At 72.1% G+C, this 13,952-nt stretch carries 14 protein-coding genes; 7 read left to right on the top strand and 7 right to left on the bottom strand.

The features are described 5' to 3' along the window. Positions 1-16: 16 nt before the first annotated feature. Positions 17-1,546, top strand: a complete 1,530-nt coding sequence (locus BA175_RS04505) for an amino acid permease (protein ID WP_069169886.1) — start codon at positions 17-19, stop codon at positions 1,544-1,546. Between the two features lie 19 nt (positions 1,547-1,565). Here the strand turns inward: BA175_RS04505 and BA175_RS04500 are convergent, their stop codons facing one another. After that, a complete protein-coding gene (locus tag BA175_RS04500; RefSeq protein ID WP_069169885.1) occupies positions 1,566-2,348 on the bottom strand; it encodes a sulfite exporter TauE/SafE family protein in 783 nt (260 codons plus the stop codon). Positions 2,349-2,867: 519 nt separating this feature from the next. Between BA175_RS04500 and BA175_RS04495 the strand changes: the two genes are divergently transcribed. Continuing rightward, on the top strand, positions 2,868-3,893 hold the full coding sequence (locus tag BA175_RS04495) for a hydroxyacid dehydrogenase (protein WP_069169884.1): 1,026 nt from the start codon (positions 2,868-2,870) through the stop codon (positions 3,891-3,893). Between the two features lie 78 nt (positions 3,894-3,971). On the opposite strand, the gene BA175_RS04490 is transcribed toward BA175_RS04495, so the two are convergent. The 4 genes from BA175_RS04490 to BA175_RS04475 form a co-directional block, all read right to left on the bottom strand. Next, positions 3,972-4,607, bottom strand: coding sequence for a LutC/YkgG family protein (locus BA175_RS04490; RefSeq protein WP_069169883.1), 636 nt, complete (start codon positions 4,605-4,607; stop codon positions 3,972-3,974). Continuing rightward, the gene (locus BA175_RS04485; RefSeq protein WP_069169882.1) at positions 4,604-6,145 is read right to left on the bottom strand and encodes a lactate utilization protein B; all 1,542 of its coding nucleotides are present in this window, start codon (positions 6,143-6,145) and stop codon (positions 4,604-4,606) included. The genes BA175_RS04490 and BA175_RS04485 overlap by 4 nt, the downstream gene beginning before the upstream one ends. Continuing rightward, the gene (locus BA175_RS04480) at positions 6,142-6,909 is read right to left on the bottom strand and encodes a (Fe-S)-binding protein (protein WP_069169881.1); all 768 of its coding nucleotides are present in this window, start codon (positions 6,907-6,909) and stop codon (positions 6,142-6,144) included. The genes BA175_RS04485 and BA175_RS04480 overlap by 4 nt, the downstream gene beginning before the upstream one ends. 148 nt (positions 6,910-7,057) lie before the next feature. Continuing rightward, positions 7,058-7,789: a FadR/GntR family transcriptional regulator gene (locus BA175_RS04475; RefSeq protein ID WP_069169880.1), complete on the bottom strand. Its 732-nt coding sequence runs from the start codon at positions 7,787-7,789 to the stop codon at positions 7,058-7,060. 192 nt (positions 7,790-7,981) lie between these two features. Between BA175_RS04475 and BA175_RS04470 the strand changes: the two genes are divergently transcribed. Next, positions 7,982-8,863, top strand: coding sequence for a DUF2510 domain-containing protein (locus BA175_RS04470; protein ID WP_175420738.1), 882 nt, complete (start codon positions 7,982-7,984; stop codon positions 8,861-8,863). A 183-nt stretch (positions 8,864-9,046) separates the two neighbouring features. Here the strand turns inward: BA175_RS04470 and BA175_RS04465 are convergent, their stop codons facing one another. Both BA175_RS04465 and BA175_RS04460 read right to left on the bottom strand, forming a co-directional pair. Continuing rightward, the gene (locus BA175_RS04465; RefSeq protein WP_069169879.1) at positions 9,047-9,442 is read right to left on the bottom strand and encodes a DUF2795 domain-containing protein; all 396 of its coding nucleotides are present in this window, start codon (positions 9,440-9,442) and stop codon (positions 9,047-9,049) included. A gap of 132 nt (positions 9,443-9,574) precedes the next feature. Beyond that, complete coding sequence (locus BA175_RS04460; RefSeq protein WP_069169878.1) at positions 9,575-10,189, bottom strand: phosphatase PAP2 family protein; 615 nt, start codon at positions 10,187-10,189, stop codon at positions 9,575-9,577. A 187-nt stretch (positions 10,190-10,376) separates the two neighbouring features. On the opposite strand from BA175_RS04460, the gene BA175_RS04455 reads away from it, so the two are divergent. From BA175_RS04455 to BA175_RS04440, 4 genes are all read left to right on the top strand, one after another. Next, positions 10,377-10,748, top strand: a complete 372-nt coding sequence (locus BA175_RS04455) for a BlaI/MecI/CopY family transcriptional regulator (protein WP_069169877.1) — start codon at positions 10,377-10,379, stop codon at positions 10,746-10,748. Between the two features lie 8 nt (positions 10,749-10,756). Further along, positions 10,757-11,680 (top strand): M48 family metalloprotease, encoded by a 924-nt coding sequence (locus tag BA175_RS04450; protein ID WP_069170323.1) that lies wholly within the window; start codon positions 10,757-10,759, stop codon positions 11,678-11,680. Between the two features lie 370 nt (positions 11,681-12,050). Beyond that, positions 12,051-12,605: a YceI family protein gene (locus BA175_RS04445; protein ID WP_069169876.1), complete on the top strand. Its 555-nt coding sequence runs from the start codon at positions 12,051-12,053 to the stop codon at positions 12,603-12,605. A gap of 649 nt (positions 12,606-13,254) precedes the next feature. Beyond that, positions 13,255-13,923 carry a trimeric intracellular cation channel family protein gene (locus BA175_RS04440; protein ID WP_069169875.1) on the top strand — a complete coding sequence of 223 codons (669 nt, stop codon included), beginning with the start codon at positions 13,255-13,257 and terminating at the stop codon, positions 13,921-13,923. Positions 13,924-13,952: the final 29 nt, after the last annotated feature.

Here is a 13,952-nt window from a genome sequence, read left to right as displayed (position 1 = left end):
CCCGGAGGTCCTCTCCATGTCCGTATCCGCCCCGCCCCCGCCGAACACGGAGGCCGCACCCCAGAAGGACGAAGAACAGCGGCTGCGGGAACTGGGCTATCAGCCCGTGCTGGCCCGCCGCATGGGCGGCTTCGGCAACTTCGCGATCAGCTTCTCCGTCATCTCCATCCTCTCGGGCTGCATGACGCTGTACGGCTTCGGCATGTCGACCGGCGGCCCCGCCGTGATGATGTGGGGCTGGGCGGGCGTCGGCCTGTTCGTGCTCTGCGTCGGCATGGCACTGGCCGAGGTCACCAGCGCGTACCCGACCTCCGGGGCCCTGTACTACATGGCCGACCGGCTCGGTGGCCGCAAGTGGGGCTGGTACACCGGGTGGCTGAACCTGCTCGGCCTGCTGGGCGCCATCGCCGGGATCGACTACGGCGCCGCCTTGTTCACGGGCGCGCTGCTCAACCTGCAGTGGGGCTTCGACCCCACCCCGGGCTCCACCATGCTGATCTTCCTCTGCATCCTGCTGCTGCACGCCGTGCTGAACCTCTTCGGTGTCCGCCTGGTCAGCGTGCTCAACTCCATCAGCGTGTGGTGGCACCTGGCCGGTGTCGCCGTCATCGTGTCGGTGCTGGCGATCGTGCCGTCCAACCACCAGTCGCCGTCGTTCGTCTTCACCGAGTTCGTCAACGACACCGGCTGGGAGAACCCCCTCTACGTGGCGGCGATCGGCCTGCTGCTGGCCCAGTACACCTTCTGCGGCTACGACGCCTCCGCCCACCTGTCCGAGGAGACCTCCAACGCGTCGGTGACGGCGGCCAAGGGCATCGTCCGGGCGATCTGGGTCTCCTGGGTCGCCGGTTTCGTCCTGCTCGCCGGCCTGACGTTCGCCATCCAGGACTACGCGGGGACCCAGAACAGCGCGACCGGGGTACCGCCCGCGCAGATCCTGATCGACGCCCTGGGCACGGCGGGTGCCACCGCCATGCTGCTGATCGTCATCGCGGCGCAGCTCTTCTGCGGCAACGCGGAGGTCGCGGCCGCGAGCCGGATGGTCTTCGCCTTCAGCCGGGACAACGCCCTGCCCGGCTCGGGGCTGTGGCGCAGGGTGAGTGCCCGCACCCAGACCCCGGTGCCCGCCGTCTGGCTGTCGGTGTGCGTGGCCGCCCTGCTCGCCGTGCCGTCGCTGTACTCCGCGACCGCGTACGGGGCGGTGACGGCGATCAACGTCATCGGCATCACGCCCGCCTACGCCATCCCGATCTATCTGAAGCTGCGGGCCGGGAACCGCTTCGAGCGCGGCCCCTGGCACCTGGGCCGCTGGTCGAAGCCGATCGGCTGGATCGCGGTGGTGTGGGTCGCCGTCGTGACGGTGCTGTTCCTGCTGCCGCAGTCCTCGCCGGTGACCGTCGAATCGATGAACTACGCGTCGATCGCGCTGATCGCCGTGCTGGTCCTGGCCACGGTGTGGTGGTTCGTCGCGCGCCGTTCGTACGGCACGCCGGCCGCGTACGGGAACGCACGCGAGCAGGCCGAGATCGCCGAGGGCATCGTCTGAGGCTCCTGCCGGGCGGTCTTCAGCGCAGCAGCAGCTGGAGGCCGCCCAGGACGGTCGCGCCGATCACGATCCGGTCGAAGAGCCGCTGGTCGATCCTCCCCACGCAGGCCCGGCCGAGGTACGCCCCGGGGACGACGAACAGCACCAGGACCGCGTCCAGCAGCAGCGACCGGGCGTCGATGAGTCCGAGGCCCACGCTGAAGGGGACCTTGGAGGTGTTGACGATCAGGAAGAACCACGCGGACGTCCCCAGGAAGCCGAGTTTGCGGAAGCCCGCGGAGAGCAGGTAGAGCGACATCACGGGGCCGCCCGCGTTGGCGACCATCGTGGTGAATCCGCCGAGGGCACCGTACGAACGGGCCTTGACCCGCCCGGCACGCGAGGGCGCGGCCGGTCCCCCGCCCTCGGGCGCCTCGCCGGAGGACGCCGCGGACGCGGCACCGCGTCGCCGCAGGAGCGTGACACCGGCCATGAACAGCAGGATCGCGCCGATCGAGGTCCGCACGGCGTCGTCGTCGGCCCACATCATGAAGAGGGTGCCCGCCACCACGCCCACGGCGACGGCGGGGAAGAGCCGCAGCAGGGTGGGCCAGTGGGCGTGGCGCCGGTAGATCAGCACGGCGAGGATGTCGCCGGCGATCAGGATCGGCAGCAGCACTCCGGTCGACTCGCGGGCCGGGAGGACGGCCGCGAAGACCGCGAGGCTGATCGTGTTGGCTCCGCTGACGGCTGTCTTGGAGAAGCCGACGAGTGCGGATGCCGCGGCGAGCGCGGCCAGTTGCCAGAGTGTGAAGGTGTCCATGCCAGGTCGGATGGTATACATGTCCGCCTGTCCGGCGACGATCGTCTCGCCGTGCGGTGTCCGGGCCGGGCCTCGCTGTGCTGCGGCTGATCGCCGCATGCGTTCGACGAGCCCGGGCAAGCGGCGCGGTACGGGGGCCAGGCAGCACGCGGGCGCCGGTGGAACCGAGGTGCGAGCGCATCCTCGCGGTGGTGCGGGCGCGGGGCCGTCGCGGGAGTGTGCTCGCCTCCGAGCGGAACGTCTCGGTCGTGACGCTCGGGCGACCGTCGAGGTACCGGCCCCGGGCGGGAGAGCTGCGGCGCGGGCACGGGGCGGCCCGTCCGGTGGGCGGGGGTGACGCCGAGGCGACGACGGCCGTGCCGCCGCGCGTTCCGGCAGGGCTATCGTGAGCTCGCCGCCTGCGGTGCTGCCGCTGATCCTCGCGTTCGCCCCCTCCGGCGTGTCCGGCGCAGCGGCCTGACAGCGGGCGCCGTCAAGCAGCCCGCGCCGCCTCTTCCCGGACCACCGCACAGGAGAGCCATGCCCGACACTCCCCCCGTACCCCGCCGCCCGCGCGCCGCGCTCGCCATGGGGGCGGAGGCCGCAGCCGCGGTGCTCCGCCCGGACGCCCTGACCGCGCTCGCCGAGGTGTGCGCCCTCACGGAGCCGGTGATCGACGACTTCTCGACCGCGTCGGCCCGTGCCGCTCTCGCGGACGCGGAGATACTCGTCACCGGATGGGGCTGCCCGCCCCTCCACGCCGGAGTCCTGGCGGCCGCGCCCGCCCTGCGGGCCATCGTGCACACGGCGGGCAGCGTGCGTGACCATGTCACCGACGCCTGCTGGGAGCGGGGCATCGAGGTGTCGTCGGCGGCCTCGGCGAACGCGCTGCCGGTGGCGGAGTACACCCTCGCGATGATCCTGCTCTCCGGCAAGCGGGTCCTGGAGCGGGCCCGGGAGTTCCGGACCGAACGCCGCCGCGACGCCTGGCTCGCCGTCCCGGACGAGGTGGGCAACTACGGCCGTACGGTGGGCATTCTGTCCGCCTCCCTGATCGGCCGGCGCGTGATCGAGCTGCTGCGCCCGTTCGACGTACGGGTGCTGCTCCACGATCCGTACGTCTCCGAGGCCGAGGCCGCAGCGCTGGGGGTCCGCCCGGTCACCCTCGCCGCTCTCTTCGCCGGGAGCGACGTGGTCAGCGTCCACACCCCGTTGCTGCCCGAGACCACCGGGCTCGTCAGCCGCGCACTCCTCGCGTCCATGCGGCCGGACAGCGTCCTCATCAACACCTCGCGGGGCGCGGTCGTCGACCAGGACGCCCTCGTCGAGGTGCTGGGGCGGAAGCGGATCCGGGCGGTGCTGGACGTCACGGACCCGGATCCTTTGCCGTCCGGCCACCCGCTGTGGGACTGCGAGAACGCGCTCATCACCCCGCACCTCGCGGGTTCCCAGGGCAACGAACTGCGGCGGCTCGCCGATCTGGCGGTCGCCGAGGCAGCCCGCTGGGCCGCGGGTGACGGCTTCGCCCATCCCGTACGACGCGAAAGGCTGGCCTTCCTCGCGTGATCCCCGCCGCGCGACCACGGCCGGAGCCCGTGCACCCGGACGGCGTGCACCCGGCTCTCCCGCGGGGGCCGGGCCCGTCTACGCGTCGGTGCGGATCACCACCGCGAGAGTGCGGGGGCCGTGGACGCCCTCCACCCGTTCCAGTTCGATGTCGGAGGTGGCCGAGGGCCCGCTGATCAGGGTCGTCGGCCGCTCCGGCACCAGCCGGGCGACCGCCTCCGGGACGCCTGCCACGACCGAGGACAGGTCGACCACGCACACGTGCAGGTCGGGGACGAGGGAGAGGGCACGCCGGCCCTGGTCGGGTGACCCGTCCAGGAAGATGGTGCCGGTCTCGGCGCAGGTGACCGCCGAGCCGGTCACCACGCCGTCCAGTGCGTCGAGGCCGGGGGCGGGGATGTCCGCCGAGTCCCGCCGGATCTCTCCGTCGTACGCAGCGAGCCAGTGCTCCTCCAGCCCGGCGGGTACCCCGATGCGCCGCGCGCCGCGGTCGCGCAGGATCCCGGCGATCACTTCGGCGGTGCGGTCCGTGGTGCAGCGGTGGACCTGGGCCTTGTAGTCGACGAGCCGGTCGGTCAGGAGGGCGAGGCGTTCACCGTCGGGCAGGGTGCGGCCGGTTCGGTAGGCCCGGGGAATCGGCGTGTCGGACGGGGGCGCGAGAGCCAGGGCGTCCCTGATCCGGCCGAGGACCGTGTCGCGGGCGGTGGTGGTCACTTCTCCTCCTGGTGGTCGTCGCCGTGGCGGGCGCCCTCCTCGGCGGCGGCGCGCATCGTCGCGGCGCCCTCGGCGGACGCCAGCCAGGCGCGGAAGGACCGCTTGGGAGGGGCGGGCGTGTCCCGGCTGTCGCTCCAGCCGCTGAAGGGGGCCGGCAGGTGCGAGAGGGTGCCGTCGCGCCCGCCCACGACCCTGCCGAGGGCGGCGGCCTTCTGGGCGGCCGTGTACAGCTTCGGCCTCCCCATGACGGCGGCCGCGGCCTTCATGGCCAGTTTCTCGGCCGTGGTGCCGGACTGTTCGGTGTTCTGGTGCCGCAACTCGACGAGCATGGACGGGATGTCGATCTTGACGGGGCAGGCGTCGAAGCAGGCGCCGCAGAGGCTGGAGGCGTAGGGCAGCGAGCTGTTGGGGTCGTCCTTGGCGGCGTGCATCCCGGCGAGCTGCGGGGTGAGGACCGCCCCGATCGGTCCGGGGTACGTCGACCCGTACGCGTGCCCGCCGGCCCGTTCGTACACGGGACAGACGTTGAGGCAGGCCGAGCAGCGGATGCAGTTGAGGGCCGCGCGGCCGATCGTGTCGGCGAGTGCGGCGGTGCGTCCGTTGTCGAGGAGGACGAGGTGGAAGTCCTGCGGCCCGTCGCCGGGGGTGACACCGGTCCACAGGGAGGTGTACGGGTTCATCCGCTCGCCGGTCGAGGAGCGCGGCAGCAGTTGGAGGAAGACCTCCAGGTCCTGGTAGCGCGGCAGGACCTTCTCGATGCCCATGACGGTGATGAGGGTGTCGGGCAGGGTCAGGCACATGCGGCCGTTGCCCTCGGACTCGACGACGGACAGGGTGCCGGTCTCGGCGATCCCGAAGTTGGCCCCGGAGACGGCAACCCGGGTCGTCATGAACTTCTCGCGCAGGTAGGCGCGGGCCGCGGCGGCGAGATGGGCGGGCACGTTGTCGAGCCGCGGGTCGACCCCCGGGATCTCGTCGAGGAAGATCTGCCGGATCTCGTCCCGGTTGCGGTGGATCGCGGGGACGAGGATGTGCGAGGGCCTGTCGTGGGCGAGCTGGACGATGAGCTCGGCGAGGTCGGTCTCGTGGGGGGTGATGCCGAGGGATTCCAGGTGCTCGTTGAGGCCGGTCTCCTGGGTGGCCATGGACTTGACCTTGATGACGTCGCTGCTGCCCGTCGCCCTGACCAGCCGGGCGACGATCTCGTTGGCCTCGTCGCCGTCGCGGGCCCAGTGAACGGTGCCACCGCGCTCGGTGACGTTCCGCTCCAGTTGTTCCAGGAGTTCGGGCAGGCGGTTCATCGTGTCGGTCTTGATGGCCGAGCCGGCGTCGCGCAGGGCCTCCCAGTCGGGGAGTTCGCCGGTGACGTGGAGGCGTTTGCCGCGGATGGTGCGGGTGGCCTTGCCGAGGTTGCGGCGCAGCTGGCCGTTGCGCAGTTCGTCGTGGGCGGCTGCGGGGAACGTCCGGTCGCCGCGCAGGTTGCCCGTCCCGTACGGGGAGCGGGGCGGTGGGGCGGGCATGCCGAGGAAGGTGCTCATCGGGCGGCCTCCGTGAGGGGATACGGCGTGGTTCGGGTGGATCCGAGGATCTGGGCGAGGTGCAGGGTGCGCGTACCGGACCTGATGCGGGAGAGTCCGCCGCCGATGTGCATGAGGCAGGAGGAGTCCCCGGCGGTGCACACGTCGGCCCCCGTGCCGCAGACGTTGCGCATCTTGTCCTGGAGCATCGCGGTGGACGTCTCCGCGTTCTTGACGGCGAAGGTGCCGCCGAAGCCGCAGCAGGAGTCGGCCTCCGGAAGCTCGACGAGGTCGATCGCCTCGACGGCGCGCAGGAGCTTCAGGGGCTTCTCGCCGACCCGGAGCATGCGCAGCGAGTGGCAGGTGGGGTGGTAGGTGACCCGGTGCGGGAAGTACGCACCGACCTGGGTGACACCGAGGACGTCCACGAGGAGTTCGGAGAGCTCGTACGTCTTGGCCTTGACGGTGGCCACACCGGAGCGCAGTGCGGCGTCCCCGTACCGGGCGGCGATGATCTCGTGCTGGTGCCGGACGGAGCCCGCGCAGGATCCGGACGGCATGACGACCGCCTCGATGGAGGCGTCCCCGAACTGCTCGGCGAAGTTCCGTACGAGGGGGACGGGTTCACGCTGGTAGCCGGTGTTCACGTGCATCTGGCCGCAGCAGGTCTGGTCCGGCGGGAACACCACCTCGTGTCCGAGGCGGGCGAGCAGCACCGCGGTGGATCTGACCGCCTCGGGGAAGAGCGTGTCTCCCAGACAGGTGGCGAAGAGTCCGATGCGCATGGGGCCTCCCCGGGTCGTTTATGGTCCGACCATAGTAGCCTCCGTCCGTTCGTAGGCGCCATGGGCGCTCCGGCCGGCCTGGGCCGGGCACGGAAAAGGGGTGGGGACGGTGCGTGTGCACCGTCCCCACCCCTGTGGTCCACGTCCGCTATCGGCCGTCGTTCCCGTCGACCAGCGTTCCGTGCAGCCCCCGGATGTGTTCTTCGGCCAGGTCGGCCGCTTCGTCGCCCCGCCCGTCGCGCACCAGCCTCAGCAGCGTCGCGTGCTGGGCGTTGAGCGCGCCCGCGGTGGTCGGCCAGTCCTCGGCCTCTTCGAGGGCCCGCAGGATCAGCGGGCGGACGGACTCACGTACCGCGGAGGTGAGCGTGGAGGTCAGCGCGTTGCCCGAGCTCCGGGCGACGAGTACGTGGAAGCGGGTGTCGAGGTCGTTGAACTCGGCCACTCCCACATCCGGTTCGCCCATCCGGCGGACGAGTTGCCCGGCCTCGTCGAGGTCCTCGTCCGACGCGTACCGCGCGGCCGCCTCCCAGCTGGAGCGTTCGAGGACGACGCGCGCCTCCAGGACGTCGTGCAGGCTGTAGCTGCCGAGCGCGAAGTGCAGGCGCAGCAGGCGCCCCAGGGCGTCGTCCGGGTTGCGCACGATCCGCGCCCCCGAGTCGGGCCCCCGGCCCGGCTGGGCCACGAGGACGCCGATGGTCTCCAGGACCCGCAGTGCCTCGCGCAGCGCCGAACGGCTGACGCCGAGCACCGGCGCCAGCTCCCGCTCGGGCGGCAGCCGGTCCCCCGCCTTCAGTTCGCCGGCGAACACCCGCTCCTCGATGGTGCGGAGCACGAGTTCGTGCGTACGGGACTGACGTACGGGTTGCCACTCGACAGGCATCCGCTACTCCCCGCTCAGGGTGATACGCATGGTCCGACTATGTCACACACGGTGTGTGGTCGGACCAAAGACACGTGGAGGGCGCGCTGTGCCCGCCGGCCGGTCCCGGCAGGTGTGCCGCGCGGCCGGATCATGACAACGCACACCCGGTGCGTTCATACGATTCTCACCGAATGGGCCTACGGTGCTGTCGTGACCCAGACGAGCCCGCCCGGTTGGCATCCAGACCCCGGGTATTCAGGAATCGGCCCCGCGCAGGAACGCTGGTGGGACGGGAGCCGGTGGACCGAGCATCTGCGCATACCGCCCGCGACGGTACGACGCCGGCGGATACGGACAGGCGCCGGCATCGCCGCCGGCGTCGTCCTGCTCGCGGCCGTCGGCGGCGGCGCCTACATGCTGGGGGGCGGCTCCGGCGACCGGAACGGAACCTCGGCCGCCGACGCCCCCTCACCGAGGCCCGACCGGCAGGGCGCGCCCGGTGGCGGCGGCCAGGACGGAGGCGGCGGCCAGGAGCCCGGCCAGGAGATGCCGCCCGTCGAGGAGGGGTACGCCACCGACTTGGCCAGCGGCATCAGCATCCCCGTCCCCGACGGCTGGAAGGGCAGTTCGGGACCGGTCGGTGCGGGGGTGACGACCGGCGAGTACGCCTGTCCCGGCGACGAGGCCCAGAAGTGCGTGCGCGGCGGGGTGTTCTCCGCCCCGGCGCAGGCGCTGAAGATCCCGCAGACCACGGCGAAGGCCGCGGCGGAGGCCGACATCGAGGCCAATGCCGAGGAGTCGTACGGCGAGAAGATCTACGGCGGGATCACCTCGCACGAACAGCTCAAGTCCGAGGCCGTGACGGTGGCCGGGCAGAAGGGCTACGTGGTGCGCTGGAAGGTGGTGACGAAGGAGGGCGACGACGGATACGTCGAGTCGCTCGCGTTCCCCTCCCCCCGCATCAAGGGCATGCTGGTCGTCGTCCGCTCCGGGTTCGACATCAACGCCAAGGCCCCGAAGCTCTCCGTCCTGGACGAGATCACCGAGGGCATCAAGGCGACGGCGGGAACGGGTACCGGCAAGACCGCCTGATCGACCGGAGGTGCGAGCCTTGGGGGCCGTACCGGACCGCTCCGGTACGGCCCCCGGCCGCCGCACCGGGCCCGGACGGCGGCCGTCCGCCCGCCCCTGGCGGTGCCCGGCCCCGTCCGAACGCCTGCCGCTGTGGCCCGGGCGGCGGACGACGGCGCCCGGGGAATGTCGACGGCCGCGCCGTCAGGCCCGCCCGAGGCCTCGCAGGAGGTCCTGGACGTTGCCGTACTGCGTGTCGTCCGGCAGGTGCGCCGCCGTGTCGACGAGAGCGTCCGGGGCGTTGTCGTCCCGCAGGGCCCGTATCACCTTCTCGCGGTCCGCCGGGAAGGGGCCGCGCCCCAGGTGCCGGGCCAGCTCGGTCCGCAGTTCGACGTCCTCGCGCGTCATTCCGGGAGGTGTCGAGCCGGGAAGCGTCGCGTTCGGCGAACGGCCGACGGCCGGCTGGTCCTCACCGGCCGGCTGGAGCTCGCGCTCCTCCCGCACCCGGGCCCCACGGCCACCCTTCAGCTCGCCCTGGAGTTCCTTCTTCATCTCGTCGTCCCGCACCGGGCCGGTCTTGTCCTTGCCGTGGCTGCTCATCGCTCACTCCAGTCGCTCGTGTGCAACCGTGTCCGTCGAAGCACCCCCCTCTTCTCGTGGGTGCCCCTCGGAGGCCGGCCTAACCGGAGGACCGCGGAGCGCCGGACACGGCCGCCCCGGGGGTCCGGCGCGTCACGCCACCAGCAGCGGCCGCAGCCGCGTCGCGGCCAGCAGCCGGACCAGCGGCCGGTGCCACCGGCGCACGCCGGCCATCAGCAGGGCGCTGATGAGCGCCCCCACCAGCATCCCCACCACCACGTCGTGCGGGTAGTGCGCGCCGACCCAGACCCGGGACGCCCCCATGGCACAGGCGGCCACGACGGCGACCGCTCCGATCCGCCTGGAGACGAACAGCAGGGCCACCGCCGCCGCGGCCGCGATCGCCGCGTGATTGCTCGGGAAGGACCAGTCACCGGGCGCCGGGCAGGCCTCCAGAGTGGCGAGGTGCAGGCTGCGGCATGGTCTGACCTCGTGGACCAGCGCCTTCAGCACGTCGTTCAGCACGTACGCCACCACCACCACCACCGGCACGGCGAGCGCCTCGACCGCGGACCGGGTACCGGTCCGGCGCGCCCGCCACCACACCACGACCATCAGGACGGCGAACAGGCCGAGACCGTAGGCCGACCAGGCGGTCACGGCATCGTCGACCCAGCCGGGCGCGTGCCCGGCCAGATCCACCACGTCACGGTAGGCGGAGCCGTCGACGGAGGGTCCGTCGAGGGCGAAAGCGGTACGCGGGTTCATCCGCGGGCCTCCTCGGTCGTGTGGCTCCGGCATGACCGCAGCAGGGGGACGGCCAGCCGGGGCGAGGGGGGAAGCCCGACGCCTCGGCGGAACGGAGGTCGGGGTGGGCACTCCGCTCACGACAGCCGGTGACTACAGTAATGTAGACGGTCTACCGCACTGTGGACGACGGGATGAGGATCGCCCCATGACCGACGCGCTGGACGAACGCAGGCCGGCCGGCGAGCTGGAGGCCGCCGTGATGGCCGCCCTGTGGGCCGCGGACGCGCCGCTCACGCCCGGCCGGGTGCAGGAGGCACTCGCCTCGGGACTCGCCCGCACGACGGTGACCACGATCCTGTCCCGGCTCCACGAGAAGGGGATGACCGGACGGGTGCGGCAGGGGCGCGGGTACGCCTACTTCCCCGCGCAGGACGCCCCGGGTCTGACCGCACGCCGCATGCACACCGAGCTGGACCGGGACACCGACCGCGAGACCGTCCTGGCCCGCTTCGTCGCGCAGCTCGAACCCGGCGACGAGGAGCTGCTGCGCCGGCTCCTGGAGACAGGCGACCGGTGACCGTTTCGCTGCTCACCCTTCTCCTCGTGCCGCTGCTGCTGCCGTTCGCGGCGCCGCCGCTCGCCCGCCGCGCCCTGGACCGGCTCGCGCCGGCCCCCGCACTGTGGACCCTCACCTCATGCGCGCTGGCCCTGGCCGCGTCGTGCACGATCGCGCTGGGCTCACTGGTCCTGACCGGACTGCTCGAACTGCCACCCTTCGCGGCCCTCGGCGAACTGGTCCACCCGCTGCGCACCCCACCGAACCTGCTGCTCCTGCCCGCCGCCGCGCTGGCCACCGGGGCGCTCACGTTCAGCGCCTGCACGCTCGGGCGGAACGCGCTCCGCCAGCTCGGCGCGTTCCGCGACTCCCGCACCCAGGCGAACGGGCACCCGGCCGCAGGCGACCTCTGCGTCGTGGAGTCGCCCCACCCCGACGCGTACGCCCTTCCCGGCCGCCCGCACCGCATCATCGTCACGACCGCGATGCTGCGCAGTCTCGACGCGACCGAACGCGAGGCCCTCTTCGCCCACGAGCGCGCCCACAACAACGCCGGGCACCACTACTTCCTGGCCCTCGCCGAACTCACTGCGCACTGCCACCCCGCCCTGCGCGCCGTGCGGACCGACATCCGGTTCGCCGCCGAGCGCGCCGCCGACGAGGCCGCCGCCACCGCTGTCGGCGACCGCGGCATCACGGCCCGCGCCATCGCCCGTGCCGCACTCGCCGGGAGCGCGGCACCGTCCACCCGCCCGGCCTTCGCCCCCGGAGCCACGACCGGGCCCGTGCCGCGCCGCGTCGCCGCGCTCCTCGTCCCGGGCCGGAGCCGCCCCCGCGCGGCCGTCGCCGTGGCCCTGGCCGTCGGCGCCCTGCTTTCCACCGGCGTCACGACCACCGCCGTGCTCGGCGTGCACCATCAGGTCGAGGTGGCCCAGGGGGACGTACGCCACTGAACGGTGCCGACGCCCTCCCGGAGTCCCGAAGCGGTCGCGGTCGGTGGCCGGCCAGCGGTTCAGCAGGGCGTTCACGGTGACTGAACTGTCCCGCAATGCCCGGCGGATTCACGGCGGGCGCGCGACAACAGCTACGGCACTTCGCCGCGTTGCCGGACCGTTCACATACATGTAGGGACGACCCTCCGCCTTGTGATCGCGCGCACCGGACGCACCCGGGCCTGCCCTTCGGGCAGACGACGCCGCTGTCGAAACACGACCTCACCCATCGGAATGACCCGGCGCCGGACCGGGCGTGGCCCCGCCCTCCGGGGTGCCCGTCCGGCCTAGCGTGAGGGGCCCACTTTCGCGTGACCTGAAGGAGCACCCTGTGACCACGCCCTCTCTCGCCGACCTGACCGGTACGTACGTTCTGGACCCCGTACATACCCGGATCGGTTTCGTCGCACGGCACGCGATGATCACCAAGGTGCGTGGATCGTTCCGCGAGTTCGAGGGCACTCTTCACCTGGACGGGTCCGATCCGGCCAGGTCGAGTGCTTCGGTCACCATCCAGGCCGACAGCATCGACACCGGTAACGGCGACCGCGACGGGCACCTGCGTACGAACGATTTCCTGGACGTGCCCCACCACCCCGAGATCACCTTCGCCTCCACCAAGGCCGAGCAGGTGGATGACACCCACTTCCGGCTGACCGGAGACCTGACGATCAAGGGCGCCGGCAAGCCGATCAGTATCGACTTCGAGTACACCGGCGCCGCCCAGGACCCCTTCGGCAACCAGCGGGTCGGCTTCGAGGGCGCCGTCACCGTCAGCCGCAAGGAGTACGGCCTGACGTGGAACGCCGCTCTCGAGGGCGGCGGTGTCCTGGTGGGAGACAAGGTGGTACTGGAGTTCGACATCTCCGCGATCAAGCAGGCCTGACGGTACGGGCTACGGCGAGGCTGCGGGGGCTTTCGGCCTGCGTGGCGGCTGGGAGGGGGCTGGCCGGCCTCTCGATGCCAGCGCGCTGGAGGCTGTGACAGATCCTCCTCGCCAGCCGCGCCAGGCTCGCTGCGGCCTTCACAGTCATCTGGGCCAGCCTCTCCTCGGCGCCCTCACCGTCCCGGAGCCCTGCTGTTGCCCTGCGGATCCGGGGCGGAGCCCGCAGCCCGACGGCGTCATTGTCCGTGCGGCCGTCACCGCGCCCGTACGGCCGGCCGCCAGGAGCACCGGCCCGGTCACCGCACGGCTCAGCGACGCCTGGCTGCGCTCCGCTCATGGCCCCGTGGACGAACGGCCGTGCCCCGATCAAATCACCGGGCAGACGATGTGCTCCCGCCTGTGATTGCTTTCGCTTCAAGGCCGGCTCGCACGGCCGGGTGCTCACGAAGGCAGGGATGCGACAGGGTCCGGGAATTCTCCAGGGAGCCGGAGACCGAGGGCGGTACTCCAGCGCCGTCCGCGTGGCGGTGCGGATGGTGGCCATCGACATCATGGTGTCCGCCGGAGTCGACAAGGACACTGCGGCCGTAGCGGGACGGGCCAGTGGGGGCAGGCACAGGGGCTGGACGCGTACGGGAGGTGGTGGTGTGTGAGCGGCTGGTTGTCACCGGAGAAGGTGGCTGAGGTCACGCGGGCGCTGGACCTGACCGGGGTCTTCGTCAACGGAGCGCTCGGCGGAGTGCTGGCACGGGGGCGCCGTCTGGACCTGTTCGGGTTTCTCACGATCGGTGTGGTGTCCGGCCTGGGCGGCGGGGTTATTCGTGACACCTTGCTGCAGCACGGTACCCCTGTGGCCCTGACCGACTACACGTATCTGACGACCGCTGTCGCCGGGACCGTGCTGGCGTTCGTACTCGACCTGAGTCGGCACACCTCCGGTCCGGCCTTCAACCTGCTGGACGGTGTGGCGATCAGCGTCTGGGCGGTCGCCGGGGCGCAGAAGACCCTCGCCACCGGCCTGGGCTGGCTGCCCGCCGTGCTCCTGGGCATTATCACGGCGGTCGGTGGCGGGATCGTTCGAGACCTGCTGCTGGGCCGCACCCCTGGTGTCTTCGGCGGCTCCCCCCTGTACGCCACCGTAGCGGCGCTGGTCAGCGTGGTGACGGTGTTCTGCATCTGGCTCGGCGTACCCACCCTCGGCATCGTGGTCGGCATCACTGGCGGCACCGCGCTGCGGATAGCCGCACTCACCTGGGGTTGGAAGCTGCCGGGCGGCCGCGACTGGCAGCCGCGTATCTCCCGGCACCGGGAATCATGAGCTACCAGGCCAAGAACCGCTGGAGAGGA

The organism is Streptomyces griseus, from assembly GCF_001715295.1.
GTDB classification, from domain to species: domain Bacteria; phylum Actinomycetota; class Actinomycetes; order Streptomycetales; family Streptomycetaceae; genus Streptomyces; species Streptomyces griseus_G.
This window is presented reverse-complemented; position numbering and strand designations above follow the sequence as displayed.

Coding starts and splice junctions, on each gene's coding strand:
- BA175_RS04475 (WP_069169880.1), bottom strand. CDS start 7,789: ATGCCTGTCGAGTGGCAACCCGTACGTCAGTCCCGTACGCACGAACTC.
- BA175_RS04485 (WP_069169882.1), bottom strand. CDS start 6,145: ATGAGCACCTTCCTCGGCATGCCCGCCCCACCGCCCCGCTCCCCGTAC.
- BA175_RS04495 (WP_069169884.1), top strand. CDS start 2,868: ATGCCCGACACTCCCCCCGTACCCCGCCGCCCGCGCGCCGCGCTCGCC.
- BA175_RS04480 (WP_069169881.1), bottom strand. CDS start 6,909: ATGCGCATCGGACTCTTCGCCACCTGTCTGGGAGACACGCTCTTCCCC.
- BA175_RS04460 (WP_069169878.1), bottom strand. CDS start 10,189: ATGAACCCGCGTACCGCTTTCGCCCTCGACGGACCCTCCGTCGACGGC.
- BA175_RS04455 (WP_069169877.1), top strand. CDS start 10,377: ATGACCGACGCGCTGGACGAACGCAGGCCGGCCGGCGAGCTGGAGGCC.
- BA175_RS04500 (WP_069169885.1), bottom strand. CDS start 2,348: ATGGACACCTTCACACTCTGGCAACTGGCCGCGCTCGCCGCGGCATCC.
- BA175_RS04505 (WP_069169886.1), top strand. CDS start 17: ATGTCCGTATCCGCCCCGCCCCCGCCGAACACGGAGGCCGCACCCCAG.
- BA175_RS04465 (WP_069169879.1), bottom strand. CDS start 9,442: ATGAGCAGCCACGGCAAGGACAAGACCGGCCCGGTGCGGGACGACGAG.